The following is a 26,021-nucleotide window of genomic DNA, read 5'->3' on the forward strand; positions in this document are numbered from 1 at the left end:
AGCCGGATTATGATGTAATAAAGTATAAAAGATATGATCACTATACATGCTTTCAAGGTAAATGCACTATGCATGCGATAACAAGCATCCAGTATTTTGAAAGAAATAGTTCTGATATGGTACTAAACTAACTAATCTATACTGAATTATAGAGTTTAAATTAAAAATTAGTCTAAATCAAAGAGAGGAAACAAGCTATGGGAAAATTTTTTCTGCGGTCCTCTAGCGTAACAAGGCGTTCCAAGCTTTTACAGACCAGTCTACAACGAAAAAAAGTACATATTTCAAAGATTGATCCGACATTAACGATTGTCGATGATCTAACAAAAGAAGAAATTGAAAAGGTACGACAAGAAGGATTTTCGGTAATACCTTCTAGAAAATTTAGCTTTCTTTTTAATCCTTCTGTTGAGCAACTCTATCAACCTTTGAGTTATCACCCAAAAGGGATGAATGATGTTTTAGATGATATTTTTGCTCGCGAAGCTTGGGATTTAAGTAAAGGCGAAGGAACACACATTGCAATTATAGATACGGGTATACATACTCCTCTTTGCGAGTTTCCCAAAAAAAAACAAAGTACTATGAGTCCTTCTGCTTCCAAGAACGCTTGGACAGACATCATCGGTCATGGAACTATGGTTGCCAGTATTGCTGGAGCAACTGATGAAGAAGGAGCAAGGTATAGTGGTGTCGCACCAAAGACAACTCTAATTTCATGCAAAACCTCTTTTGATGAAGCCGAGTTATATGAAATTTATGAACACCTTATTACTTTAGTAGACACAAAGAGAGTTCATAGACTTGTAATTAATAATTCATATGGTTTTTATTCAGAATCTGCGCCAGAAACGCCTGATGACTATCCATTAATGGATATTATAAAAATAGCTGTAGAAAGAGGAATTGTTGTTGTTTTTGCTGCAGGAAATAATCATGTTAAAGTGTGTAAAAATGATCCTCGATTGTGTAGCCCAAATAGCATTTGGGATATCAATTCACTTGATGAGGTCATAACAGTGGGAACAGTTGATGAAAATTATCAAATGTGTTGTGAACCAAAAACCGCTGATTCCTTTGGCCACAGAGATAGTAGCAGAGGACCTGGACAACTTTCTGTAACAAAAAGTAAGCCTGATTGTGTAGCACCAACATATGGAGAAGTAATGTGGGGTGGTGTGTATCATTATTTAGACTGGTGGGGGACAAGTGGTGCAGCCCCTCAAGTTTCTGGTCTAGCAGCTCTACTACTAGCAAAAGATCCTAATCTTACACCTGCTGATGTAAAAAGAATAATAAAGGAATCTTGTACAGAATTGTCATTAAAAAAACTGTGTGTTGGTAGTGGTATGATAAATTGTAGAAGTGCTTTAGAAGCATTGGGTTAGGAAGACTAGTAGTACCCTTCGGGGTACTACTAGCACATAGAATATGTTTGCGATTTCTTTAATTTGGCATTGTGTATTTTTACCAAATCATTAATTATTCTTACTTTTTCATCTGATAGATTTTTGAAAGTTATAAGTGGTTTTATTTTTGAAACATTGAATTCTGGAAAATTACATTCTTGTAGGAATCTTATCAAATTTTCTCTACTATTAAACAGTATAAATCCATTCATCTTAATTCTCCTAATTATATTCAATATATTTCTATAATTTAAATTATACATCCACAATTTTAGATTCTCAATGGAAAACAAATGGAAGTAAATGGAAAACAAATGGAAGTAAATGGAAATAATTGGAGGTAATTAGAAGTAGGTGGATAGGAAATTGTTTGAATCCGTAATGAAAAAATAACAAGTTACGATCACCAATTACTTAATGCGGAAATATTCTAAGTTTAACTATATTAGTTAGCAAAAGATTATAACGAGAGATTACAACAATCCATTGGTTACAGTGTCTTTAGAAAAGATAGCAAATTGAGTTGTGAAATGTTTTTATAAAACTATTGTAGAGGTTTAGTAACATTATCATTTACACTGAGATGTTATAGAAATAACAATCTTAGTGTCCATATAGATAAACGCAACTTTTGCAAAAAATAAGTGATTTTTCAATCCTGCAGCATCATCCATACATCAGAAAGTTTTAAGCCAAAATATTTTAATATATTTTCAATCGTTTCTTTGCTAAAAGAGTCTCTTTTGTAGCTAAATATATTACTAAGTGTTTTTTCGCTAACTCCTATACCATCTTCAACTAAATTTTTATTTGTAAATCCTTTTTTGTCTCGCTTTTCTTTGATAAAAGCTATAAATTCTTTTGAGACTTTAAAACCTCTTGTTGTTTTGATTTTTCTTTTATCGTATGTATTCTTGTCTTCAATTCCTTCGATTAATTCTCTTACATTTCTATGTGTTCTGATCTCCCAAATATAAATTTTTTCTATTCCGTCTTTTTCATGGTTAACAATTTCTCCGTATTCACGAAGTATATCTTCATTATATTTTTGACCAACAACAACCATTTCTCGAGCATTCACTTTACCAAGATTTTTATTAATAGCATTAATTTGCCCTCTAACAAATGAGAGCATTCCTCTACGATTACCTTTTCCTATTATCTCAATAAAGATTTTATTGTTGTTGGGATCTGCTTTAATAAACCCCTCATTATCTTCATACTTTAATACCACCCCATTACGCCAGAAATCACTTTTATTTATGTAGTTGTGTGTCCGAACAATAAAGTGAGCGATAACACTACTCGGAAGTATATCATAATGGTATTGAAAACATAATGAGTTTTGATGCTCCCACTTAAAATCTTTGGGGGTATCCTTTGGAAAAGCTCCTGGTATAAAATAAGATTCATTTTGCTCATACATGCGATAACATAAACCAAAACTTACCATTATATCAAGAATAAATCCCCACTCTTTCGGCGTTGGATATTGATATTCTTTTTTTAAAATAGCTCCGACTTCTTCAAGAGAAATAACCCCCTTGTTATTTAGCAACTTCTCTGAGTTAATGATTTGATATACTCCATTAGTCACCCAGCTAGGGTTAAGCACTTGAGTATTTTCAAGCCGTCTATCTTTCTGCTGAAAATTCAACATAATACCTAAATCATGCAGTAATTGCATAAGCGTTTTAACGCTGGTCTCGTTTAAACTACCATCTATGTCCATACATATTTGTATATATTTATAGTAAGAAATGTAATCATGGTTTATTGATTCTAGATACTCTTTGATTTTAAAATAACTAGGCGGAATTTTATCATTTAAGTATTCTAGTCGTCCAATCGCTGTTTGAATGGAATTTTTTAACTCAGAAATACCAATTTTCTTCTCACAAGAAGTTTCTATAAATTCTACAATATTGGAGTAATTACTCTTTAGCAGACCTTTTCCAATATCAGCTTTATGCATCTCGCATTTATTAATAGCCACAATTATTGGAGCATCCCCACCATAGCTACTGATTAATTTAAGCCAGTATTCAAGTTCATTATCTCCATATTTATCCTCTCTTCTTGCCTCTATAACTAAAACATAAACACTACGTCTTGTCATAAAGAATTGATGGGTAGAATGCATTATTTCTTGCCCACCAAAATCCCAGATATGTAACTTAATTTCGTTTTTCTCGTAAGGAAAACTCCAATCTGTAATTTCAATTCCATCGGTCTTTGATTCGAGAGGGCTATATTCTCCTATTGTAAGCATTTTGATAAGAGATGTTTTTCCTACTGCTCCGAATCCTACAAATATGACTTTGGCTTCGTGAAGTGGACGTGCCCCGTCACCTAAGTCAAGAATATATTGGATGACTTCTTGAGGATTGCAGCTTAGTATTTCTTCTGGTATTTCAAAATTATTATTTCTTAAATCAAGTCCCCAAAAAAATCCATCGTTACGAGAAAGACTTATAAGTTGTCCAATCTCTTTTGGCAATTTGCTCAATTTGTTAGAAGACAGACTTAGTGTAGTAAGGTTTGTAAGTTGTCCAATCTCTTTTGGCAATCCACTTAATTTATTGTAAGACAGATGCAGTGAAGTAAGGTTTGTAAGTCGTCCAATCTCTTTTGGCAATCCACTTAATTGGTTGTAAGACAGATTTAGTGTAATGAGGTTTGTAAGTTGTCCAACCTCTTTTGGCAATTCGCTCAATTTGTTGTAAGGCAGATTTAGTGTAATGAGGTTTGTAAGTTGTCCGATCTCTTTTGGTAATTCGCTTAATTTGTTGTAAGACAGGTCTAGTGTGGTAAGGTTTGTAAGTTGTCCAATCTCTTTTGGCAATTCGCTTAATTGGGTGTCAGTCAGACTTAGTGTGGAAAGGTTTGCAAGTTGTCCAATCTCTTTTGGCAATTCCCTCAATTGGGTATAAGACAGGTCTAGTGTGGTAAGGTTTGTAAGTTGTCCGATCTCTTTTGGTAATTCGCTTAATTTGCTGTAAGACAGGTCTAGTGTAGTAAGGTTTTTTTTGGCGGCGGAATTAATTTGTCCTAATAAATTCATTCTATTCACTCTCTAAAGATTTGCATAAAAGATAATCTCACTCCATTAAAGAGCGTTGATGCCTTCCTAATATTCAAGCAGGTGTTTTAATCGTTGATAAAGCATATTGCACTAAACAAAGAGGCTTTACAAAAGTTGGATCAAAAGATATTTTTCCCCTTATTCCTGCTAAGTAAAACAACAAAAGTTTAAGAAATTACGATAGACATTTATATAAGGTTCGTCACCTCATTGAATTAGTATAGTGTTAGCATTTGTCAATACCATTTTTTGATCTAGAATAAGAAAGAAATACAGCGCTTTAGATAGCTACTTTTTTATTGTAAAAGCGAAAGTATATTTCGCTTGGTGTAGAATAACCAGGAAATTGGTGTATCCTTTCATTGTTACAAAACTGAATATACTCGCGAATAGTTACTTTTGCTTGCTCAACAGAATCATACTCTTTAAGAAAGACTTCTTCATATTTCAGACTCCTTCAAAATCGTTCAATTATAACGTTATCCAAGCATTCTTTCGAATCTATAGATATTTGAATCTTATTGCTCAACTCTTGAATTGTCTTTTTTTTAAGGCTTTAAAATCTTTGCTGTAGTTTTTACACATTCATGCCATGCTTTTCTATAAATTTCTTATAGGACTGATATCTTGTTTGGCACGATTTTGCTCACCATTACAGAGGACACGCCCTAATCTAGGGTACCATATTAATATGGTAACTTTTCGATAATATCAACACCATAGTCTGGCGCAAGATAGTGCTTGTAATTTTTATCTATACTCAATAAACCAATTTCTTTTGCTATTTTTATTATAGCGCGAAAACGTGAACTAATTCCAGTACGAACATTTTTTTTGTCTGTATTTGGTAGAAAATAAATAAATTTTTTCTTTATTCTTCTTTAAGTATTTTAATACATTTATTCTTAAGGGGGAATAACTCGTGCATAGTTTGCTTTTGTGTTTTCAGAAGATATATAATTTTCTATTTTCGATATCTTCTTTTTTAATATTGTAGAGTTCATCACAGCGAATCGCTCGTAGCTAGTTCTTGTTCAATTACCCATTTGAACATTCAATTTATTGTTTTGAGGTCAAAATTTATTGTTGTGTTAGAAACGTCCTTCTATAATCCGCGTATTTCTTCCAAACTTTTCGGTCCATATCGCTACAAACAAATGTCTCTTATAACGGATCTGTCTTTTTGAGCTTACAACAAAATTTCAAATACTCATTTAGTACTCATAGTCTTCGATATCAATTCCGAGTCATTCTTTCTCTAGCTCAATTTTTTTTTAACCTTCCCATATTTTAGTTTTTTTGTTGAAAATACTTTTTCAAATTTCTTTTCACTATAGCTATAAGATACCACCATTTATTACGAAATTTGTGAGCCATTTTACCTATTCCCTACCACTTGCGAAATTTTGTGCATATATACGACAAATCATACACTTTTAATCTATTTTTCACAAAAAAACGATATTTTTCTGTTAAGCAAGAATAGCAAAAATTCAAATTAATACTTTAAATTAATAAGCATAGCGATTTTTAAATTTTCTATCGAAAATAAGACATGATTAATATGCTTTGAATTAACTGGAACCATATAGGAACCCAAGTAACAAAAATCCAAAGAGAAATCCCGTAAGACTTTATTTTAATTAACTTTATGGGCCCTCCTTGTAAAACAACCATATCTTTCTAATCTGTGGGTCGGGGGTTCGAATCCTCCTGGGCGTGCTAAATTTTTCAAGCCTTTCAGCAAATCACCAAAATCAAAAAACTCCCCGCGAGGCAGATCTGAGACAAAAATTTTCCGCACAACAGCCAAAATTCTCCCATTTTCGCTAAAATTTTACCTTTTTATTTTTTTGTGAAAATTCTTTGGTGCAAATTTCTCCTTTTAATGTTGTACTATTCTCTAGAAAAAATTACTCATCCTAGAGTTGCCATTATTTCATCTGCTCAAAATTAACTTATAAATCCCTAGCTTTAACTTCATATAAAAATTATAATTAGAAACACTTAACCAAAGAATACTTCAATTAAAGCTAGGGATTTATAATGAAAATTTTGTTTTTATCACTTTTTATTGTATCTAGTATACACGCAACATCCATAATCGGAGTCGACTTTAATATCAGTGCAGGAAGCAATACGCCAACCAACTGGAATGGAGTTGTTGTACCAAGTGGTACCAACACCTTTACAAATCTCATCAATGAAAATGGGCAGTCAACTTCTATTGGACTGAGAACCAATGCTTCCCCAACTAACTTAAGTACAACATTTACAGCTGCAGAGGTTCCAACGCATACAACAGCGCTATTTCCAGGCATTGATGATGCATGGAGACAAAATTCAGCAAATTTTATGACATGGACAGGATTGACTGCTGGAGCAAGCTATGAGCTTTATATTTTTACTCCATTTATAGGAGATGCAGATAACGAAGTGACTATAACCGGCGATACTCAGACGAGCTTTATCACTTCGTTTACTCCGGGAGTTAATGAACTTGACATCAATGGACAAGATGGTTTAAGTGCAAATAGCTTAAGTTCTTATGCTATTATAATGAATGCGAATGCTAGTGGAGAAATAGACATACAAGTTGGAGAATTTCCAGATGGGGTTGGATTTACCGCAGTTAGTGCTGTAGCTATTAGGGAAGTTTCCGCCGCCGTCCCAGAGCCATCAACTTATTTTGCATTTATTTTATTTGGCCTCTTAATTTTTCGATCAAAAAAACATCGCTAATTCAAAATTTGTTTCATCAGCAAAGAGTAAGTTTTCAATAAACTCGAAAGAGAACTTACTCTTTCGAGCCAATTCATAGCCCATCCACCAACCACCCCGACATTGACACATCACTTTTTCTTTTTTGGGATTAAAAAAACAAGTATTCCCAAATATTTAAAGTCCATACAATACTTGAGTAAAAAATAAGAAATTCTATAATAGAATGTTTACTGAACAACAACATCCGCAAGGTTTCAACTAAATATTTCTTACCGACGCTCATTTTGTAGTAGTCTTCAATTTCAGGATCTAACATTACGCTTGATATTCGGCCTGTTACTTCAACCTCGATTCTTCCACCAGCCCCTTCAACAACCTCGCATAATGGCCCTGTTGTTTTTGGACACTTCTTTTTGACTTTTACAATAGTTTTTCCTGTAAGTTCACCATCAAGATATTCGATAACTCCATAAATAATAAGCACTATAAGTAAACCTATTCCAGCGGATTGTTTCTAACATTCCATTGTTCCCCTATAAAATTACCAATAAGCTTTTCAATTTCAAAATCGATATCGTATTAATGTCATAGGTGTCATAGCTAAGTCACCTCAAATTACTATACCTATGACACGATAAAAACCTTATTGTACAATACTTTGCCAAAAGTATGTCATAGGTGTCATAGGTAAATGATATTTTTTAGCATTCTAAAAAAATACATTTTAATACCAACAATTCATCGCAAAAAAAATATATTTTTATAAAAAGAAAATTTACCGTCCACAAGTGTGACACCTATGACACAAATCTCTATACATCATATTTTACAATACACTTAGCACGTCACAGGTAACTTAAATTCGGTTTATTTACTATGACCAAATGTGACGTGTAAACCACAACCAACCTCCCAATAAAATAAAATTCAATTTTTTCGAAAATATCCCGTAGCCAATTTGTATTTCTATTGTAATTTATGTAAAATATATTAAAGTCAAAAATATCATAATTTACTAACAGCAGGAGAATACATGCTAAGTGAACTATCAAAACTATTGCTACTGTGGCTAAAGAAAAAACGCTGTGATGTATGCTGGAAAAAAGGCAAACTTTACATCCATGGCCAAGGCAAATTTTGCAAAGAATGTATAGCCCATAACATGAAATACGAAATGGAGGTGCGATAATCACAACAACTATACTTAGGTATCGCTTGATAAGAAAACTATACTTATTCAAGTTCTACATATTACAAAACGACTTTGAAGCCACAATTACATCACCGCCACAATCAGATCCAAATAACGAATACTTAGCTATTGATAAGTTCATTACCCTAAAGAAAGACAAAATCACCATAAAAGCCGGCTTCTCATGGGACGGAGCCTCTGGGATCAGCATTGACACCGATCCATTTATAAAATCAAGTCTTGTGCACGACGCACTATATCACTTAATTCGTCAAGGACTTTTGCCAAAAACATATCGCAAATGGGCAGATGATGTTATGCATGAAATAAACATCGCAGGAGGAATGAATAAATTTCGCGCTTGGTATACTTGGTTAGCGGTTCGGCTTTTTGGATTTATGGCTGTAAAAGAAGATTGAGATAAAAACAATTAATTAGGTGAAATAACACATGAAGAAGAAGACATATATTTTTGTTTGTATCTTGGTTTTATATTTTTCAAGTTATTACATACTATCCAGAAGAGGAATGGAAATGACGAAGTCATCAGGCTTAGGTGTTGATGCTTTTTACTTTATCGAGCCTAAACCTACTCAGGTATGGGAGATTGCAAATTACTCTTTAGTATTTCTGTATTATCCACTCATCTGTTTAGATCCTTGGGTTTTTAGTCCTGCATCTGCTCCTCAGTGGGGTTTGCAAAGAGGAGATTAATTTTCGTAACAAAATGTCTAAGAGATTATGAGAATCTACTTTTGAGACATGAATTGAGACACTGTTTTGAATAGGTATCATAAAGTCTACTTTATGATACCCTGATTGTGAGGTAAAAATGTTAGTTGGATATGCGCGGGTAAGTAGTGTAGGCCAAAAATTGGATGTTCAACTGGAAAAGTTGAATGGATGCGAAAAAATCTTCCAAGAAAAGAAAAGCGGAACAACAGATCAAAGACCTGCGTTACAAGAATGTATAAATTTCGTTCGAGAGGGCGACACTTTAGTTGTCACTAAGCTGGATAGATTAGCCAGATCGACTTTACACTTATGCAAAATATCAGATATGCTCAACAACAAAGGTGTTCACTTAAAAGTAATTGATCAATGTATTGACACAAGTATGTCCACAGGACGATTGCTATTCTAGGAGCAATCGCACAATTTGAAAATGAAATTCGCCATGAGCGTCAGATGGACGGAATTGTAAAAGCTAAAGAAAAAGGGGTTTCATTCGGAAGAAAGAAAAATCTTAACTCTGAACAAGTACTTGAATTGCGAAAAAAACGAAGCGATGGAGTATTAATCAAAGAGCTAATGGATGAATATGGTATTTCCAAACCTTCGGTTTATAGATACCTGAAGAGATAGTAAAAGATGCTAGTAACGTAGTTTAAATTTTACAGAACTCAAGATAAAATAATCTGTTCTATATAAGTTAATCCGAACAAGTTACACTCTACATAACTTTCTTCCTTCCTCATTTCCCATAAAGGAAATGAGAATAGCGTTCATTTATTTTAGATTCATTGTTCGTAGTGTTTTCCAACTTTCTGACTGTTACATAATACAATCCTTCTTTGCGAAAATGCGCTTATTTGTCTAGGTTCGCATTCTTCCAATTTTTGCAATATCAGTTTACCTGACTGTAAAGCGTTTTAGGTTTTAGTCATTTTGGCGGCACTCACCTCCTTATCTTTCGAAACTTTGATTGATTATAACGTTCGATACACTATAGGCGAATAGGGTTATCTGAATTAGAAAGTTAAGGTTTTAAAAAGTAAAGAAAACAATTAATTACTTTATTATAATCCAAATTCTCTTATAATATTTTTATAATTTAAATTTTTATTAAAGGTTATTACATTTTCTTTAGTTGGTATATCATAAATTTTTAGCAATTATTTTAACGATGATGTACCAGATAAATTTAATCTAATTTAGATATTGTAAAGGATTTACTCCATGAGTACTGAAATTCCGTATGATCCTTCTCTTGCCCTTGGCAACATAGTTCCTGATGAAAAATTAAAAGTACTAGAAGCAATATCTGCTTTACAAACGCCTATTGACGCTGCGCAGGGAGAATTAAACTCTGCAATTATGCTAAAGCGTAAATTACAAATGACAATGAATGATCTTGTTAATATGGGGATTGACACAAGCGAATTAAATGACTCTATCGCAAAAGTAGGTGGAGAAATTTTGGATGCGGCTAAAAAATATGCAAAAGTCTCTGTAGATGCTCTTCCAAAAGTGGCTGCGCAAAAAGCTAAAATTGCTCAAGTAAGTGATAGTTTAGAAAGTCCTATCGATTATAATCGTAGTCAAATCAAATTGGAACCTCTGTCATCAGACTCTATACATATGGATTCGCAATATTTTTCCTTTGCGGAAACGGGTCAAAGCTCGGAGTCATCCATGGCAGCTTTGAAGTCATTTGTTTCTGCTTCAACTTCTTTCTTAGGTGACAAGTATAGTGCTCAAGCATCCGCTTCTGCACAATCACAGGTAAGTCATCAACGAGAGCACCATGATATAGAAGGTACTCTAGTAATTACAGCCAATTGTACTCATAAGCAAGCGTCTGTTTTTGCGCCTTTTTACATCGATGTTGACAAAGGTATACGTGTTTGGAATCGCCTTTTCCCTGACGATATGATCAAAACAAATAGCGGCGCGAGTATGGCGGCCATTGCGGCAAAGCAAGAAACAAAAGATGAAAAATCTTTTAATCTGATTTCTGGTGCGACTTATGGATCATGCTTTATTGGAATGGTTCATGTTCTAAAACAATCGGGCACAGAATCTAGCCAACAGATGTATTCTGCTGCCGCTGGTTTGCAGGCACAAATGGAAGTTGGTTCGTGGTTTGGAAGTTACGAAGGGGGCTTTGGAGTTAGTAGTTCATTTTCCAACAGTGCCAAATCGTTACTGAGCCAGCAAAGCATATCTTCCCATGTTAGCCTTGTTACTGTAGGTGTAATCCCTTGTATCAAAGCAAACAATGTTGATGTCGTAGTAAAGCAATTTGCAAATTTTAGTCCTGACGCTATGATGGGTGAACTGCAAACAATGCAAAATGCTACGGCAGGAGAACAACAGACAGTTACTTCTGAAGCAAGTGATAACAAAACAAGAGGCCAAATTGCTGCAATGAAGGCAACTACCATTAAAAGTTGCGTCTCTGCAGTTCAAGACGGTGATAAAGAATCCAATAAGATGCTTGATGTAAACTCTTTAATGACAGCATTTGAAGATTATGTTCAAAAAGCGATTGCTGGGCAAGCAGGTGTTCCAATTACGTATTTTTTAAAGCCCATTACTGCTGCGCAACTGGCGCAAATGTGGGTAGCAAAATATTTACCTGGTGAATATGTTACCTCTGCAGGAGATGACTCGGCTCCTAAAGAGCCTGGAGATGACAAGAAGTAAGTTATCTTGGGTATTTCTTAATCTCAATGATATTCGTTGTCGTAACGATATGGTTACGACAACGACTACAACTATTTTCCTGGTTCTGTGATAAAAAATGTGTGAAAAAAGGTTATTGGTAACAGAATTCTTAGATATAAATGGCTCCCTACCTCATTGGCTGACTCCCAGTGTACGACGTGCTGGTTGGAAAGCCTGGCCCCTTCCCTACGAAGCGATTCATATACTTGGACCTTCAGGATATCGTTCTATGATATTGAAAGTTATCCAAGAATTGCGTCCTCACGTGTTGCTGGTTCACGCGCCGTATGACTATCTGTCACAAGACATTTGCGATAAAATTCGTAAACTAGGAACAAAGATAATTGGTTTAACACTTGACGATGACCAATTTGCAAACACATGGGGTCAAAAAGTTTGGGACGATTTTCATAGCCGTTTTGATCTATGGATCACCACAGCAAACAATAGTAAAAAAACAGGAGCAATTCCTATATTGTGGACAATATCACCCGAATCTATCAGAATTGATGACCCCGCTGCTCCTTTTAACGAAGTAGTTTTTATGGGAAATTATTCTAAAGAACGGGAAAAACTAATAGAATTAATCGCAGCAAAAGGTATCGCCATTGCGTGTTATGGAAAAGGCTGGATGAACGGAAGCTTAACGAGACCGAGTCGATTGGGAGTAATGCGCCGTACAAAATTAATCATCATTCCATATGATCCAGGTAGTATCTTTCGGGTAGTAGAAGCAGCTTTGATAGGAGTAAAACAGATTATTGAATTCAATGATCATTGGCAAAAACACTTCGTTGATACTCTTCCAACAAGTTACACATCGGCAGAAGAATGTGCAGAAATAATTTCAAATAACGAAGTAGTAGAATGGAAAAATATACCTACCTGGGAAAAACAATGGCCAGAACTAATGAAACGTCTAACACTGGAAAAACTTCCAAATCGTTCAGGAAGCCATGCACTTGAACAACTCTACATTATTTTATCTCACACATATGAGCAACAAAGAAATTTTCTTGGTATGATGTCATGTCTCGATGCTTGGAGTTATATTTCTCCAGAGGACTGGGGACCTAAATTTGCAAGACTACGTATCTACTATAAAATGCAGAACTGGGAAAAGATCATTGAATTGTCAGAGGAGATACGCAAAGAAATAAAAGATATACCTTATGCGACACAGGAGTCTCCAATCATTTTTCCATCAAACCTTAGAGGACTCGGTGAGTCTCATTCAGTAAATCCCACAGTTGAAATAGAAGCAATGCGTTTATATGCATTTTTGAAAGCAGATCAGGTCAACAATGCCGTACAAGAAATAAAAAACATGTCTCTATCAATGAAAACAGCTATTCGCAAAACAGCATTTAGTTTGATGGATTTTATGAGAGATTCACAAATATGGGAAGCTCTAAATCAAAAATAGTGCCGTCCTATTTTCTAATGCGATTATTTTTAGGAACAACCTCCCACATTTTTCTTTTAGGGCTAGATGGACGCAGTTTGTTATACTCTACTTTTTTAAGCCAGCGTATACAACAACTATGTAGTTTTTTCATTTGTATTTTTGAATCTGTATATTCAACTTTTTCCTCGTGGTTACTTGCCAACCAGATATCGCGGATGACACTATGCTCTAAATCGTTGTCTACCTGTAGACTAATACAAAGATGAGTATGTTTTTTGTTTTTTCCATCACTAAAAACGATGGCATGTCCCCAGGTTAAGACGAAGGTGTTCTTGGGAACTGTTAGCAAACATACAGAATCTGGAGCTTCGCTGTGTAATAGCAATTCACAGGCATTTGTCTTAATCAAACTGGCAATATCTCTCTTTTTTGCATCCTCCAGTTTTAATCCATGAGGTGCATGAACTATTTCTTTGCCACTTTTCTTATGCCTTAGAAGTAAAAAATCCGATTTAATATGCTCAAACTTCTCTGGTATTTCAGAAAGACTTTTAACCACCATTAAAATACCATACAAAAATAGGCCATGATGGCCTTTGGCATCAAGATTTTTCATATCTTCCTCTAACGTGTCCCAAGCTTCATTTAAACAAACAAAGGTCAAGATTATACCCATTAAAAGGTGCAAATATGGGCTGTGGGTAATGCGAAAAAATATTTTCAAGAGTAGTCCCTCTCACTGAAGTTCAAATTACTGGTAACAACGATAGAGCCTCATAGTGGTCAGAGAACACTTGGAAGAGTAGTTCTGTACCTTTTTTACTTCTTTATTGTTTTGTTGCTAAATTTTGCGGTCAAAAAAAGTAGATAATAAAAATTTTTTTACATGTTCTATTTGTTAGATATTTTGATAAATTTTTTCAAAATACCACTTGCTTGGTGATAAACAGTGGCATTTTTTCTATTCTATCAGCATTAACAGTTTTTAACAACCCAGAAACTCTTTTGGATTGGCCTTGAAGCATACAATTTACATAGTCGCTTTTATTTGGAACATTAGGCAATAGAACTCCACATGAAATTATGAAAAATAAGAGATTTGTGCTTCCTTTACTTTTCCTATGTCTGACAGTATCATTTAGGAGCTTACACTTATGAGATTAATATTTTAGGAGAAAGCGACATACAACTGGTGACTAGCATCGAAAAAAAATAGGATGACTGGCAAAAGCATTTTCATCGTTTTTAGTGTCCTTTTGAAATCAGTCCACAGGGTCTTAAGTATTTTGCTCAATCTGTTTATCATGTTAAATATCCCTAACCCGCATTAATGTAGACTGTGGTTTGTCTTCTAAAATAATTTGTTCTACCTCTTTGCAAAGTTTCTATCGGCGTTCGGGCCAACATTTAATGTAATCGATACCGGAGCCACAAGAGAGCTTTTGCTTTGGCGAAAAAAACAACATGATACCAGAGAATCCTTTTGAGGATGTCGATGGTATACGCGTTGACAAAGAGGATTCGCCGCGAATCCTTACTAAGGCCGATGTTAAAATTATAGAAGAGTTAGCGCAGGGGAGTGTGATCGAAAAGGAATTGCGTTTTTTGTTGCGCACCGGTATGCGTGTTAGTGAAATGATCCATCTTGAGGTACAGGACGTCGATTTGGATCGTAGTATCATCATTGTGCGTTCACATAAGGCAAAGAGTCGTAAAACGCGCTACGTGCCTATTGTGAGCAAATTATATGATATGCTACACAACTTGAAACTCAATGCTAATAAAAACAAGAGAAAACTGGTATTTGTAAATAGCTTGGGTAATCAACATTGTTTGCGTAATATACTTTGCCGCTTTAGAACGATTTTGCGCCATGCAGAAGAACGCGGTGTAAACGTTGATGGTGTCAACATCCACACTCTCCGTAAAAGTTATATCTCGCATATGATCATGTCGGGTCAAGATCCGACCAAAGTGATGAAAATTGTAGGGCATCAAAGCTGGCGTTTAGAAAATACTTCAAAAATCTTTATAAAATCAGTCAACTTCACCTCCTAACCTCCGTATTGCATTTATGTGGTTTTGCAGAAACTCTAATCTCTCGAGCGGAGTTAATGACAGCATCTAGTCGATCAAAGTCAAATCAACACCATCTTCACTGTAAGCTTTTTCTTTTCCTTCATTGATTATCGTAGGTTCCATGTTCTTCTCCTTTCTACTTTGATTTATTTAATTATACAACTAGATAACGCAGTTCAACACATGATTTTTTCTTTAGCTGCTAAAACCAATAACGGCTAAAGGCCCTATTCCGCTCTTGTGATTTGGCCAATACTCTTATTTTCTTCGTACTCTAAAACCAAGCAAAGCCAAACCAAAAAGTATAGCAATATAAGTTGAGGGCTCGGGAACTGCTGGGACGCCTCCGAACGTCGCGGTACCTGTTCCAGAGCTATTAAGTTCTACTCCTATTGATAATCCATCGTTTAATGTTACCCCTGTCCGGGTAACTAATGAAAATGTGAATGGGATTGGGGCGTTTACCATTTCCACTAAAAATTCAGGGATTGTTTCTCCGTTTATCGGGGGGGTTCCTTGTAACGAATTTCCTGTGAATATTGTGTTATTCAAACCTCCATCGCCTATTCTGATCCGGCCAAGGCCATCTGTTATTACTTCTAAACCGCTGTCGAATGTGCCGGGGTCCCATGAAAATACCGTTCCTCCTAGTGTGAAACTTACTGCGATAAGATCTCCGCTTCCTGACCCCGTATTAATCTTACCAGCGTTGAAAGTAAGATTATCGGTAATTTCAAACGTCACGTTTGTAAGTGCTTGCCCGGAAACATCTACCCCATTTATTACACCGGTATCCATTGTCTCCCCTATGAAATCTATCGTTATGAGTTGCCCTTCGATATTCGTTGTTGTTAAAATTAAACACATTACTATTATTAACTTTGTTTTAATAAAAATTAGATGGCTCCTGTTCATTTGGTATTTCTCCTTTTTTTTTCGCGCTCGATTTATTGTTCACCTTCTATTTTTTTTGATGTTTATACGTAGTGCTTTTGGTTTTCTTATTAATTTGGTTAAAATTAAAGATTAGTGCCAGACCTAAATGAATTTCGCTAACATTGTATCTGTTTAAGAGTCTTTTTACCAACGCCAAAAATTGGGTAAATAAACATGCCATTTACTGTAGTCTTCTTGCTTAGCTTTTTTGCTTTTGACTATAGATTCTAACTGCTCTATTACTGACTCATAAGCTTCAATCTCTGGGGAGGTTTCTACACTGCTAGGTTGATTTTTTGGGATCGTTTACACTGTTAGATAGTCAGCCAGACACTTTTTTATTTCAATTGGTGGAATGAAATAAATTGAGCGCTGCATATAACCAGCTATTACTTTTAACTGTTTGGTAAAATCTCTGCCATCTACTCATCGACTACTTCTTTATTAAAGAATATTGTGCTGCACACATGGATGGAAAGAGTTACATGGTATTTCAGATAAGTCTCAATTTTTGACTTCGTTTACTCTGTAATTTAACCTCTAGAATTAATTATCTTCGCCAATCTCTTTTAATATTTTTATGTGATCTTTTGGAGCAAAAAAACTATTGTTATTAGTTATGACAACTAAATATTTTTTATATTCCATCATTTTGTAAAAGTCTTCAACTGTCGGATGTAATTCAATATTTAGAATACGCCCTTCTACTTTTGCAGAAATTGTTCCACCAGCCCCTTCTACAATTTCAGCATCCTTACCTCTAGTTATTGGATTTTTACTACGAACCTCTATAACTGTTTCACCAGCGGGCTTTTTACCGTCTTTAAAAAGTAGAATACCATAAATTATAAATCCCAAGGAGAAAAGAGCAAAAAGTATTACCGCTATACCAATTGGTATATCTTGATTAGCAAGTATTATTGGTATGTACATTTATATTTCCTTCAAATTAGCAAAAGGTCGGGTAATCTTACAATTTTAAAAAATATTATTTACATAAACAATATAGTATTGTTCTATTGTTGTAGATGGATTGCGAAAATAAGCCAGAGTGGAAAATGAGACAGATCTGAGACAAAAAAGACTCATTTTTGTGTAGATTTGGGAAGAATATTACATTAAAAAATGGTAACAAAGGGTACCTATACTCTTTATTTTACAGGGGCTGTATCAAAACACACAAAACGTCTATTAACTACACAACATTAATTTCTAAACCTTTTTCATCATAAAAAAATACCTTTAACAAACGACTACATTAAAAATGTTCTTGAGATAATATTATCTGTAAAATATACTACAAAAAAAGCCAGCGCTATGGCTGACGGGATTGTATTCGTGTTTAGTTAAGGTTATTTTACTTTCTTTTGCGCAAGTATCCGATAGCCAATATACCGAATAAGAATGCTATGTATGTTGATGGTTCTGGTACAGTACTCGCACTCGTAAAGCTAAAACTAACATTATCAACAAAAGTTTCACCGGCAACAGTGGCCGCAAAGACACTCATAAACAAAGAATCGTCATTATCTGTGAGAGCTATACTTCCTATTATTTCCTCCCAAGTAGCAGCATTATTATCAAGATTAAGCCCTATTACTCCGCTATTAGAAGTTATACTTCCATTTTCAAGAGCAAATACTTGTAGTCTTACGAGACCACCACCACTACCGTTATAAAAAGCAGAAAAAGTAACATCAGTAAAGCTTCCTCTCAGAAAATTTACATTTTTAAATCGTATATTTTCTGTAGATTTACTCGGGTGTGTAATTGTGCTTTTGGTTTGGGAGGACTAATGCCAATTCAATATACTCGAATACTCATGGGACACTACCTAAAATTCATGGAGAGATTGTTTCTTTTGTGGCCTAGACAAAATATGTGAAAAACTACCACTTACAAGACCAAAGATAGGACCTACTACCAATCCTACTGGAGTAAGAGGTGCTGAGATAGGCAAGAAAAAACCATCAGGAGATCCACGATAACACTCGTCTGTACTTTTATGATTTTCGGGGCAGGCAATCCAATTGTGTACTGTATTTGCTGTTACACAACCTACAGTGTAACACCCAGGCAGAAAAAATAATGTGCATATAATAAGTATTTTTGTCATTGCTAGATTCCTGCGAAGTTTAGAGTAGAATGTTATGTCTTATGCGAATTGAAAAAATACAAAAAGTGAGATGTATTTTAAAAAAAAGGTATCCTATTGTTACAACAAAAAATATTTTACATTGAAGGATTCCTAAATGTCAAGACGGCAAGAATCAAAAGTCTCCCCTCAGAGAAAGGGAGGTTTGTTTACACTTCAAAACCACCAAACTTTTTATAGATATTCTCTTGGTTTTCCCTGACCTTGACTATTTCGGCTGGCCTTTGTATTTTCACGCTTTTATTGTCATCAATAGTTATCATTTTTAGTAGATTTTCGTTACCAACAAGTCTAGAAGTTGAACAGAAGTTAATTGACAATACTCTTAGACAACTTTATTATGAGTTGTTAGGTACATCTCTTCTTATTTCTTCGAAAACTTTCCAAAGACCTTTTTCTTTTTGTAAGATTACGTCAATTTCTTTTATATCATAGATACTAGGTTCTTCTTTATTGCGCACATCAAATCTGGCCGTAACCTCAGCATTTTCGTCGTGTATAGATTCATTTACAATACTCACATCTATTGTAATATATTGCATAGGCTCTCTTTGCTTCAAGAGAAATTCTTCTATAGACATTCCCTGTTGCTCTATCAATCTTTTTAGTTTTTCTAACCCTTCAGAATGAAGGTAGTCTAATACTTTCGTGGATTTTCCATATAACAAGGAATGAAAGTACATCTTCACTACTTCTTTGGGAGAATCGTTGTGATTAGTAGTCTCTGGAGATTTCTGTGCAGTACTAGTCACTTGAGCTTCAACATTGCTTGCCTTTACATCGTTACTTTGGCAGCCGATAAATGCAATAGCTAACAATATAACTAAGATCTTCATATTTTTCATAAATTTCCTCAATTATTAGGCCCTGGTCGACCAATTTTTTTCTACTACCACTGGTACGCCTCCACTAGGCAAAACGTTACTCCGCGGCGTACAGGCGAGATCGGTTTATTACTGTATAGTTTTAGTTGGAAATGAAGTAAAATATATGCGAGTACAATTTTCATTTCATAAAAGGCAAAATGAATCCCCAAACAACGCCGGGCACCACCGCCAAAGGAAATATATTCATATGAGTTATATTCTCTCTCAATGAAACGCTGTGGACGAAATAGGTGTGGCTCTGGGTATAAATCTGGACGACGATGCATTAGAGAAATACTAATAATTACGTCTGTTTTGCTGGAATTGCATGTAGTGGAAAACTACTTTTCGCCGTGTTTTTCTGGTGTATGCTGTTCTTTGCCTTCAGATACACGCTTAAAATCCCCAGTAATGATATTTTTCCAACTTTTACCATCTTGAGAATAATATACGATCTTCTGAAAATGATTTTTATCCAACAAGGTATAGGTAACTTTTAGACTAAAGTCTTTATTTTTGTGTACGAGGGTGATTGCTTTCTGGGCAATTTTTCCCATATAGTACGAGCCAAAACCCATATTGTCGAATTCCCAATGATGAAGCTGCTTTGTGTAAGAGTTCCAACTGCTCATGCTTTTTAAAACAAATGGTTTCTCATTGGCGACTTTAGAAACAAGGTGCGACTCGATAAATTTTCCATCGAGTACTTTTTTAAAGGTCACTTCAGCGGTGCCTTGTTTTCCTTGTGGCCACCAGTCATGACTGTGGAATGTTTGTTTTCCTTCCCATTTTCCTGCAATTGCCTCATAAAGATTTGAAAATTCCTCTTCAGCATGAAAACTTACAGCAAACATCAAAAAAAGGACAAGTAGTCTTTGCATAACATTTTTCCTTAAAAGAACAGACCCCGTGAGGAGCCCATTGACTAAAAAAACATCTATATATGCCACGTACACTTCCTGCCATTGGGTATTACGTTTACCTTGTACGTCTTTTTCTGAAGCAGTCACATATTTATCCATCGATTATTATATTCACCTTGGTATACACACCCCACTTATACCTGGAAAATATATTAAGAAATCCCATACTTACAACGACTATGAAAAATACTCATGTACTAAACAATGGGATAACTATAGTTGTCAATATGTAAGCCAATTTTCACCTTCTTATAATCAAGTGGAATCTCCTTAATATCTTTTGGTAACTCTGTTATTTCCGTACTTTCATTTCGTATTTCCCATCTATTTCTAAATTTGACTATTGTAATAATAATTGAGAAGAGAAATTTAGTGAAAAAGAAAATGACGGAATTAGCAGAATACTGTTTTGCTAATTATTAGCATAATTCAAAAAATTTGGTTTGTATCTAAAAGCTTGATTTTGCATCAAGTCTATCAAGTCAATTAAATCCTCAAAATTCTTCTGCTTACAGCAATCCCGGAATTCTTTACAATAAAGTAAAAAATATAAGGAGGCTTTAGTCGATTAACAAAGCTATTCAAATCAACTCTCAAGAGGCAGATGTTTACTACTTTATTATTGATCTGTAATAATCATTTTGAATTGTGGAATTTCTGTAGTGAGTATATCAACGAAAAAGTTTTGAGAAAGTACTCTAAAATGTTTTAGTTGTGACTCGTCAATATCATGTACTTCTAACTGAGAGTATAGTAAAGTGTAGCTACCAATGAATTTTGCATATTGACTTGTTTTGGCTTGCGCAATAAAACTTTTCTCTTGCCAGTGATCTTCATCGTGCATGTATATGTATGACTCCGACATTATCGAGTGATGTAGTACCTCTTTAAAAATAATTTCAAAATCACCACATTTATAATGACCCATTTTAATAACAACTAAAGGATCTTGCTCATCATGGTTGAATATAACTTCATCTATACCAAACTCATAGAATTTAGCACATTTACATGTGTTGAGAATTTCTTGGAATTCGTTTCCCAAATTCATAATATTTCACCTTAACGGAAATTAAAGTTACCTCGACGCTGCAAATATGAATGATAAAAACACAGCCATTTATGTTTGGCTTTCACTGTACATTTAGAATTGTAACACAAAAAAACAAATTTTATTTTACATAAAAGTCGTTAGTTCGCATGGAATTTTACTACATATACTCTAAAAAACCTAAATGTTGAGATAAACACTTGATTACTTATTATTCTAAGGTTTAACTTCTTGAAGATAAAAATTCACTTATGGGGGTGGTGCAAACCATTGAAAGAAACGATATGAATATCATTGAGAGAAAAAACCTAAATAAAATACAACCGAATACCAAATACAATTTTTGCTGTTTTTACCTTGAGTCTTTGGAAATTAAAGATCTGAAAAACGTAGCGTTTCAACAATGTAGTTTTCGTGGAGAAACACATTTAAATCTTCGTGGAAAAAAGATTAAAATTCACCTAAAATTACACATCAAATTTTCTCATTGTAGTAATTCTCAACTTTACAGACCATCTACTTAATTTGGAAATTGTGGTACCACAAGTATAAAATTCTTTTTATAACAAACATTTTCTAAACAATTACGTCTCTCTTATTAACTAATTAATGAATAAACGTTCATTTATTAATAGATCATTAACTCAATGTGGAGGAAATACGATGAAGTGGTGGATCTTTATATGTTTACTTGTGTTATGTTCGTGTTCTTCAAATCGGCCATTTGTTTTTACCAATGCTTCCCAAATGGGAGATTTATATGTGGATGGTGAATTAACCGATCAGCATGGCAATCGCTGGGAAGTTTGGCTTGTTCCAGGTATGTCTCCAATGTTTGAGTTGAGTAAAGACGGTTGGAAAGGTTCGAGACAAGCACTAAAAGAATATGCTGATAGCGAGTTTTGGGAATACTGCGTTGATTTAAATAAAAATTTGTTGGTGTTTTCGAAGGCTTGTTTTACGGAGTATTTAATCGAAGGGATTGCTGAGGATTTTTCTAAAGCAACCACGGACATTAGCGCAAATGTTCGCGAGACACCTTTTGGATGGATTCCTCGTATAGGGGGAAATGTATTTTGGGGTTATATATTCAGACCAACTTTTCGCATGGTTACAGCTCCTGTGGGAATTGGTTTTGGATTAACAGGGTCTGTTGTTTTTCCTGTTGGAAAAGCGCTTAGTCCCGTGCCTATTGCTGTAGGGAATATTATAGGGAATGGTATTGTTCTCCCAGCAGCAGGAATCGCGGCACACCAAGTGATTTATTTATTTGCTATTCCAAATCGTGAACCTAGCGTTGAGCACAATGGACGTTTTGGATTGTATGTGATTCGTTGGAAAGACGGGAAAGTTCCTGAAGAATATGCTGAAGTAGAACCTGAAGATGCGATCTATGACGAAGAGATCGTAGAAGATGATAACGAAGAAGAGGTTGTAGAAGATTACGACGAGGAGCTGGAAAAGATAGACGTTGAACGTTTGAAAAAAATTACTAGCGAGTATGTTGAGCTACAAAAATATTCTTTGCTCTTTGAGGTAGGTAATGGCTCTAAAGATTCGAATTTATTTATTAAAATTAAAAGTGAACTTTTTGGTCTATGTTCTATTACTAAAGAAGCAGAGAAATACTATGAGGGAGGAGAATTAGAGAACTATTTTATAAAAATATGGCATGAAATGAAAGTGCAGCTAACAGACAAACAAAAAGAAAAAATTTTAACTGGTGAACAAGCGTTTTTGTCTTTTAAAATGAATATTCTTCAACAACTTGGTTTCGATTAGGAAGATCATTGTTATTCTCCGGCCGTATAAAGGTCAAATTTGGCTTAAGAAGCTAGAAAATTACAACCAAATGCGATCTTTTTACGGCAATATGGGTATACGAACCGGAAAGAACTTATATATCATTTTGTTCCCTAGTCGGCCAATTTTTTTTCTACTACCATTGGTACGCCTCCACTAGGTAAAAACGTTACTCCGCGGCGTACAGGTGAGACCGGTTTATTGCTGTATAGTTTTAGTTGGAAATGAAGTAAAATATATGCGAGTACAATTTTCATTTCATAGAAAGCAAAATGAATCCCCAAACAACGCCGGGCACCACCGCCAAAGGGAATATATTCATATGAGCTATATTCTCTCTCAATGAAACGCTGTGGATCGAATAGGTGTGGCTCTGGGTATAAATCTGGACGACGATGCATTAGAGAAATACTAATAATGACATTTGTTTTTGCTGGAATTTCATGCCCCATAATAGACATCGGGCGTTGAAGTAACCGTCCAACGTCTGAAACGATTGGATGCAAACGAAGCGTTTCACGACAAACGGCATCAAGATAAGGTAGTTTAGCAATAGATTCAATATCAAAATTAGCGCTAAATGGTTGTAGTTCACGGCACAATGTCTCTAGAACTATTGGATTACGATGAATCCAATCAAAAGCCCATGCCAATGCGGAAGCTGTTGTTTCATGCCCTGCAAGAAGCAGTGTTAATAGTTGATCGCGTAGAGTTACTTCAGATAAACCATTGCCACTTTCGTCGCGTATAGTTAAAAGGCGCGAAAATATATCTTGTTGGTTTGGTTTTTTTTTACGGAGTTCAATTTCGCCATATATAAGTTCATCCACCATTTTAACCATCTTCAAATACTTTCTCCATGTGCTAAAAATTTCTTTTTGAAATGCGGTAGAGAATAAAAAGATAGCATTTTTTCCATTGAAAACAGAAATATAATCAACCAGTACCTGTTTGTACTTTTGGAAACGTTCCCCTTCTTTTAAACCAAATACGGCTTGTAAAATTACCTCTAACGATATATCTTGCATCGCTTCTTGTATCACGACATGAGAGTTTTCCCGCCACGATTCAATATTTCGCAGAGTAGTATCTCGAATAACAGATCCATAAGAGTGCATAGCATTTCCAGTAAATGCAGGTGTCATGAAACGTCTCATTTTTAAATGTTTATCACCATCGATGAGTAATAGGGACTCTCTTCCCAAAAGAGGTTGCAATGACTCACTGACAGGTCCAGCGAAAACGTCATTGTAATGTGCAGTAAAAACCTCACGTGCCGCCTTAGGGTGAGAAAAAAACAAAAATGGAGTTTTCGGCTCTAGCATTATGTAAAAAGGCTCTCCATATTTTTGTAAACATTTATTGGTATAATCTGGGTCTCTTATGAGTGAGTATGTTTGCCACCACCAGGGACTGGAGGGTCCAGGAAATGTTTTTTGTATCATTTGTTTGTCCTTATCTTGACTTCTTTGTGATGTTCACTACGCAAAAGAGCATAAGTTATTTTATATGTGTCAAAACTCATTGATCAAGCTTATTTTTGGCGTTTATATTCTTCATATTTGTGTGAATTTTTTCTTGTAATCATTGTCTCTATATGGACTAAACTCAAAATTACGGAGAAAATGTATGAAGCCTATCATAATTTTTGCAATACTTTTTTCACTTGTGCGTTGTGAAGAGCTTTCTTCACCAGATGCAATTTTATTCCAAATTCGCCACAAAAACTACATGGAAGTTTTTTGGGAATTGAAAAAAAATGAGGAGCGATACCTCAAGTCACAGTATAAACGTTCCTATCTTTCCAATATCTCGATGTTGTATTCATGGATGGGTAAATACAAAAAATCCATAGAAATACATGATTCGCGATATGATACTGTTAAAAAGAAAACATCGCTAAAATGTGAAGAATATAAAGCACAAGATGCCGTTACTACAATTTTAAAATTATCCGAAAAACAGCAAGCCATTTTTGTCAACGAAGCTCATCACGTTCCCATGCATAGGGCTTTCTCAATTTTGTTACTACACGAATTGTATCAAAAAGGTTTTCGTTATTTTGCGGCAGAAACATTAACGCCTGGTGCCTCAATGAGTAAGTATCCGACAAAACGTACAGGTTATTATACCCAAGAACCCGTTTACGCCGACCTGGTACGGATCGCGATAAAAACAGGTTATAAAATCGTAGCATACGAACAAAGTTTTCTTAGTGAAGAAGAACGCAAAAAGCTTCAAACGCTTGGCTCAATAGAAAGAGCAAATATCCGAGATTTACAACAAGCCAAAAACCTTGCAAAAGTCTTTGAGAAAGATCCTCAAGCCAAGATATTTGTGCATGCAGGTTACGCCCACATCAACGAAAAACCAGGGATGATGTTTGCAGATGGTAAAATACAAAAATGGGTGGTCATGGCTATTCAATTCCGTAAATTAACAGGTATTGATCCACTGACTATTTCTCAAACCTCTATGTACGAACGTCCACAGCCAGACCCAAATTATCGCACCGCCATCGCAACATGGAATATGCCACAACCATTTGTTCTACAAAAAAAACAACATTTTTGGACAAGAAAAGACCGTTATGATATCGAAGTTTTCCATCCACAAACAAAAGAAAAACAAGGACGCCCCACATGGTTACTGTTAGGTGGTATACGTAAACATGTACCTGTTGCTTTACCACCAAGTGCAGCATTTCCCATACTTGTACAAGCTTTTTATGCGCAAGAACAAGTAAATGCCATCCCTGCAGATCAAATTTTAGTAGAAACAAAACAGGAATCCGCCACTCTTTGTCTTGCAGCAGGGCAATATGTAGTAAAAATAGTAGATGCTCAAAAAATATTAGAGACCAAAACTATTTCTGTTGTTTTGAGCCATGACAATCAAAAATCTGTTAAATAGCGTTGATGCGAATGCCTAGATGTCAGA

23 protein-coding genes and 1 pseudogene are annotated in these 26,021 nt (G+C 35.0%); 11 read left to right on the forward strand and 13 right to left on the reverse strand.

Annotated elements, in window-relative coordinates:
• The first annotated feature begins 197 nt into the window (after nt 1-197).
• Nucleotides 198-1,388: a S8 family peptidase gene (locus UABAM_RS14035; RefSeq protein WP_151968635.1), complete on the forward strand. Its 1,191-nt coding sequence runs from the start codon at nt 198-200 to the stop codon at nt 1,386-1,388.
• A gap of 673 nt (nt 1,389-2,061) precedes the next feature.
• Here the strand turns inward: UABAM_RS14035 and UABAM_RS14040 are convergent.
• Both UABAM_RS14040 and UABAM_RS34175 read right to left on the reverse strand, forming a co-directional pair.
• Nucleotides 2,062-4,473 carry a leucine-rich repeat domain-containing protein gene (locus UABAM_RS14040; protein WP_151968636.1) on the reverse strand — a complete coding sequence of 804 codons (2,412 nt, stop codon included), beginning with the start codon at nt 4,471-4,473 and terminating at the stop codon, nt 2,062-2,064.
• Between the two features lie 301 nt (nt 4,474-4,774).
• A complete protein-coding gene (locus UABAM_RS34175) occupies nt 4,775-4,945 on the reverse strand; it encodes an IS3 family transposase (protein ID WP_152022007.1) in 171 nt (56 codons plus the stop codon).
• Between the two features lie 1,595 nt (nt 4,946-6,540).
• Between UABAM_RS34175 and UABAM_RS14050 the strand changes: the two genes are divergently transcribed.
• On the forward strand, nt 6,541-7,236 hold the full coding sequence (locus UABAM_RS14050; protein WP_151968637.1) for a hypothetical protein: 696 nt from the start codon (nt 6,541-6,543) through the stop codon (nt 7,234-7,236).
• Nucleotides 7,237-7,366: 130 nt separating this feature from the next.
• On the opposite strand, the gene UABAM_RS14055 is transcribed toward UABAM_RS14050, so the two are convergent.
• A complete protein-coding gene (locus UABAM_RS14055; protein ID WP_151968638.1) occupies nt 7,367-7,702 on the reverse strand; it encodes a hypothetical protein in 336 nt (111 codons plus the stop codon).
• Between the two features lie 549 nt (nt 7,703-8,251).
• On the opposite strand from UABAM_RS14055, the gene UABAM_RS33440 reads away from it, so the two are divergent.
• The 6 genes and pseudogenes from UABAM_RS33440 (at nt 8,252) to UABAM_RS14080 (ending at nt 13,286) form a co-directional block, all read left to right on the forward strand.
• Nucleotides 8,252-8,407, forward strand: coding sequence for a hypothetical protein (locus UABAM_RS33440; protein WP_173013318.1), 156 nt, complete (start codon nt 8,252-8,254; stop codon nt 8,405-8,407).
• Between the two features lie 26 nt (nt 8,408-8,433).
• The gene (locus UABAM_RS14060) at nt 8,434-8,829 is read left to right on the forward strand and encodes a DUF1353 domain-containing protein (RefSeq protein ID WP_173013319.1); all 396 of its coding nucleotides are present in this window, start codon (nt 8,434-8,436) and stop codon (nt 8,827-8,829) included.
• A gap of 115 nt (nt 8,830-8,944) precedes the next feature.
• Nucleotides 8,945-9,124, forward strand: coding sequence for a hypothetical protein (locus UABAM_RS14065; RefSeq protein ID WP_151968640.1), 180 nt, complete (start codon nt 8,945-8,947; stop codon nt 9,122-9,124).
• A gap of 118 nt (nt 9,125-9,242) precedes the next feature.
• Nucleotides 9,243-9,775: pseudogene (locus UABAM_RS34180) on the forward strand (recombinase family protein).
• 594 nt (nt 9,776-10,369) lie between these two features.
• Nucleotides 10,370-11,839: a hypothetical protein gene (locus tag UABAM_RS14075; protein ID WP_151968641.1), complete on the forward strand. Its 1,470-nt coding sequence runs from the start codon at nt 10,370-10,372 to the stop codon at nt 11,837-11,839.
• Between the two features lie 250 nt (nt 11,840-12,089).
• Nucleotides 12,090-13,286: a CgeB family protein gene (locus UABAM_RS14080; RefSeq protein WP_151968642.1), complete on the forward strand. Its 1,197-nt coding sequence runs from the start codon at nt 12,090-12,092 to the stop codon at nt 13,284-13,286.
• Nucleotides 13,287-13,293: 7 nt separating this feature from the next.
• Here UABAM_RS14080 and UABAM_RS14085 read toward each other — a convergent pair whose 3' ends face one another.
• On the reverse strand, nt 13,294-13,884 hold the full coding sequence (locus tag UABAM_RS14085) for a hypothetical protein (RefSeq protein ID WP_151968643.1): 591 nt from the start codon (nt 13,882-13,884) through the stop codon (nt 13,294-13,296).
• An 848-nt stretch (nt 13,885-14,732) separates the two neighbouring features.
• Here UABAM_RS14085 and UABAM_RS14090 point away from each other — a divergent pair.
• Nucleotides 14,733-15,326, forward strand: coding sequence for a tyrosine-type recombinase/integrase (locus UABAM_RS14090; protein ID WP_151968644.1), 594 nt, complete (start codon nt 14,733-14,735; stop codon nt 15,324-15,326).
• 279 nt (nt 15,327-15,605) lie between these two features.
• Here the strand turns inward: UABAM_RS14090 and UABAM_RS14095 are convergent, their stop codons facing one another.
• The 8 genes from UABAM_RS14095 to UABAM_RS14130 form a co-directional block, all read right to left on the reverse strand.
• Nucleotides 15,606-16,262: a PEP-CTERM sorting domain-containing protein gene (locus tag UABAM_RS14095; protein ID WP_229759400.1), complete on the reverse strand. Its 657-nt coding sequence runs from the start codon at nt 16,260-16,262 to the stop codon at nt 15,606-15,608.
• Nucleotides 16,263-16,829: 567 nt separating this feature from the next.
• The gene (locus UABAM_RS14100) at nt 16,830-17,216 is read right to left on the reverse strand and encodes a hypothetical protein (protein WP_151968645.1); all 387 of its coding nucleotides are present in this window, start codon (nt 17,214-17,216) and stop codon (nt 16,830-16,832) included.
• A gap of 424 nt (nt 17,217-17,640) precedes the next feature.
• A complete protein-coding gene (locus tag UABAM_RS34185; RefSeq protein WP_151968646.1) occupies nt 17,641-17,793 on the reverse strand; it encodes a PEP-CTERM sorting domain-containing protein in 153 nt (50 codons plus the stop codon).
• Between the two features lie 324 nt (nt 17,794-18,117).
• Nucleotides 18,118-18,399, reverse strand: a complete 282-nt coding sequence (locus UABAM_RS14110; protein ID WP_151968647.1) for a hypothetical protein — start codon at nt 18,397-18,399, stop codon at nt 18,118-18,120.
• A 377-nt stretch (nt 18,400-18,776) separates the two neighbouring features.
• Entirely contained in the window at nt 18,777-19,283 is a 507-nt protein-coding gene (locus UABAM_RS14115) for a DUF4878 domain-containing protein (RefSeq protein ID WP_151968648.1), read from the reverse strand.
• A 44-nt stretch (nt 19,284-19,327) separates the two neighbouring features.
• Nucleotides 19,328-19,609, reverse strand: a complete 282-nt coding sequence (locus tag UABAM_RS14120) for a cytochrome P450 (protein ID WP_261344006.1) — start codon at nt 19,607-19,609, stop codon at nt 19,328-19,330.
• Between the two features lie 36 nt (nt 19,610-19,645).
• The gene (locus tag UABAM_RS14125) at nt 19,646-20,185 is read right to left on the reverse strand and encodes a DUF1579 family protein (RefSeq protein ID WP_173013320.1); all 540 of its coding nucleotides are present in this window, start codon (nt 20,183-20,185) and stop codon (nt 19,646-19,648) included.
• Nucleotides 20,186-20,846: 661 nt separating this feature from the next.
• On the reverse strand, nt 20,847-21,278 hold the full coding sequence (locus UABAM_RS14130) for a hypothetical protein (protein ID WP_151968651.1): 432 nt from the start codon (nt 21,276-21,278) through the stop codon (nt 20,847-20,849).
• Between the two features lie 663 nt (nt 21,279-21,941).
• Between UABAM_RS14130 and UABAM_RS14135 the strand changes: the two genes are divergently transcribed.
• Nucleotides 21,942-23,060, forward strand: coding sequence for a hypothetical protein (locus UABAM_RS14135; protein ID WP_151968652.1), 1,119 nt, complete (start codon nt 21,942-21,944; stop codon nt 23,058-23,060).
• A gap of 134 nt (nt 23,061-23,194) precedes the next feature.
• Here the strand turns inward: UABAM_RS14135 and UABAM_RS14140 are convergent, their stop codons facing one another.
• The gene (locus tag UABAM_RS14140) at nt 23,195-24,526 is read right to left on the reverse strand and encodes a cytochrome P450 (RefSeq protein ID WP_151968653.1); all 1,332 of its coding nucleotides are present in this window, start codon (nt 24,524-24,526) and stop codon (nt 23,195-23,197) included.
• Between the two features lie 184 nt (nt 24,527-24,710).
• On the opposite strand from UABAM_RS14140, the gene UABAM_RS14145 reads away from it, so the two are divergent.
• A complete protein-coding gene (locus tag UABAM_RS14145) occupies nt 24,711-25,994 on the forward strand; it encodes a hypothetical protein (RefSeq protein ID WP_151968654.1) in 1,284 nt (427 codons plus the stop codon).
• The last annotated feature ends 27 nt before the right edge of the window (nt 25,995-26,021 follow it).

Source organism: Candidatus Uabimicrobium amorphum (assembly GCF_009002475.1).
Lineage (GTDB): Bacteria > Planctomycetota > Uabimicrobiia > Uabimicrobiales > Uabimicrobiaceae > Uabimicrobium > Uabimicrobium amorphum.

Excerpts from the sequence above, each read along its gene's own strand:
- UABAM_RS14035 (WP_151968635.1), top strand. The coding sequence starts at position 198 with ATGGGAAAATTTTTTCTGCGGTCCTCTAGCGTAACAAGGCGTTCCAAG.
- UABAM_RS14040 (WP_151968636.1), bottom strand. The coding sequence starts at position 4,473 with ATGAATTTATTAGGACAAATTAATTCCGCCGCCAAAAAAAACCTTACT.
- UABAM_RS14050 (WP_151968637.1), top strand. The coding sequence starts at position 6,541 with ATGAAAATTTTGTTTTTATCACTTTTTATTGTATCTAGTATACACGCA.
- UABAM_RS33440 (WP_173013318.1), top strand. The coding sequence starts at position 8,252 with ATGCTAAGTGAACTATCAAAACTATTGCTACTGTGGCTAAAGAAAAAA.
- UABAM_RS14065 (WP_151968640.1), top strand. The coding sequence starts at position 8,945 with ATGACGAAGTCATCAGGCTTAGGTGTTGATGCTTTTTACTTTATCGAG.
- UABAM_RS14075 (WP_151968641.1), top strand. The coding sequence starts at position 10,370 with ATGAGTACTGAAATTCCGTATGATCCTTCTCTTGCCCTTGGCAACATA.
- UABAM_RS14080 (WP_151968642.1), top strand. The coding sequence starts at position 12,090 with ATGATATTGAAAGTTATCCAAGAATTGCGTCCTCACGTGTTGCTGGTT.
- UABAM_RS14085 (WP_151968643.1), bottom strand. The coding sequence starts at position 13,884 with ATGAAAAATCTTGATGCCAAAGGCCATCATGGCCTATTTTTGTATGGT.
- UABAM_RS14090 (WP_151968644.1), top strand. The coding sequence starts at position 14,733 with ATGATACCAGAGAATCCTTTTGAGGATGTCGATGGTATACGCGTTGAC.
- UABAM_RS14095 (WP_229759400.1), bottom strand. The coding sequence starts at position 16,262 with ATGAACAGGAGCCATCTAATTTTTATTAAAACAAAGTTAATAATAGTA.
- UABAM_RS14100 (WP_151968645.1), bottom strand. The coding sequence starts at position 17,216 with ATGTACATACCAATAATACTTGCTAATCAAGATATACCAATTGGTATA.
- UABAM_RS34185 (WP_151968646.1), bottom strand. The coding sequence starts at position 17,793 with ATGAGTGTCTTTGCGGCCACTGTTGCCGGTGAAACTTTTGTTGATAAT.
- UABAM_RS14110 (WP_151968647.1), bottom strand. The coding sequence starts at position 18,399 with ATGACAAAAATACTTATTATATGCACATTATTTTTTCTGCCTGGGTGT.
- UABAM_RS14115 (WP_151968648.1), bottom strand. The coding sequence starts at position 19,283 with ATGAAAAATATGAAGATCTTAGTTATATTGTTAGCTATTGCATTTATC.
- UABAM_RS14125 (WP_173013320.1), bottom strand. The coding sequence starts at position 20,185 with ATGCAAAGACTACTTGTCCTTTTTTTGATGTTTGCTGTAAGTTTTCAT.
- UABAM_RS14130 (WP_151968651.1), bottom strand. The coding sequence starts at position 21,278 with ATGAATTTGGGAAACGAATTCCAAGAAATTCTCAACACATGTAAATGT.
- UABAM_RS14135 (WP_151968652.1), top strand. The coding sequence starts at position 21,942 with ATGAAGTGGTGGATCTTTATATGTTTACTTGTGTTATGTTCGTGTTCT.
- UABAM_RS14140 (WP_151968653.1), bottom strand. The coding sequence starts at position 24,526 with ATGATACAAAAAACATTTCCTGGACCCTCCAGTCCCTGGTGGTGGCAA.
- UABAM_RS14145 (WP_151968654.1), top strand. The coding sequence starts at position 24,711 with ATGAAGCCTATCATAATTTTTGCAATACTTTTTTCACTTGTGCGTTGT.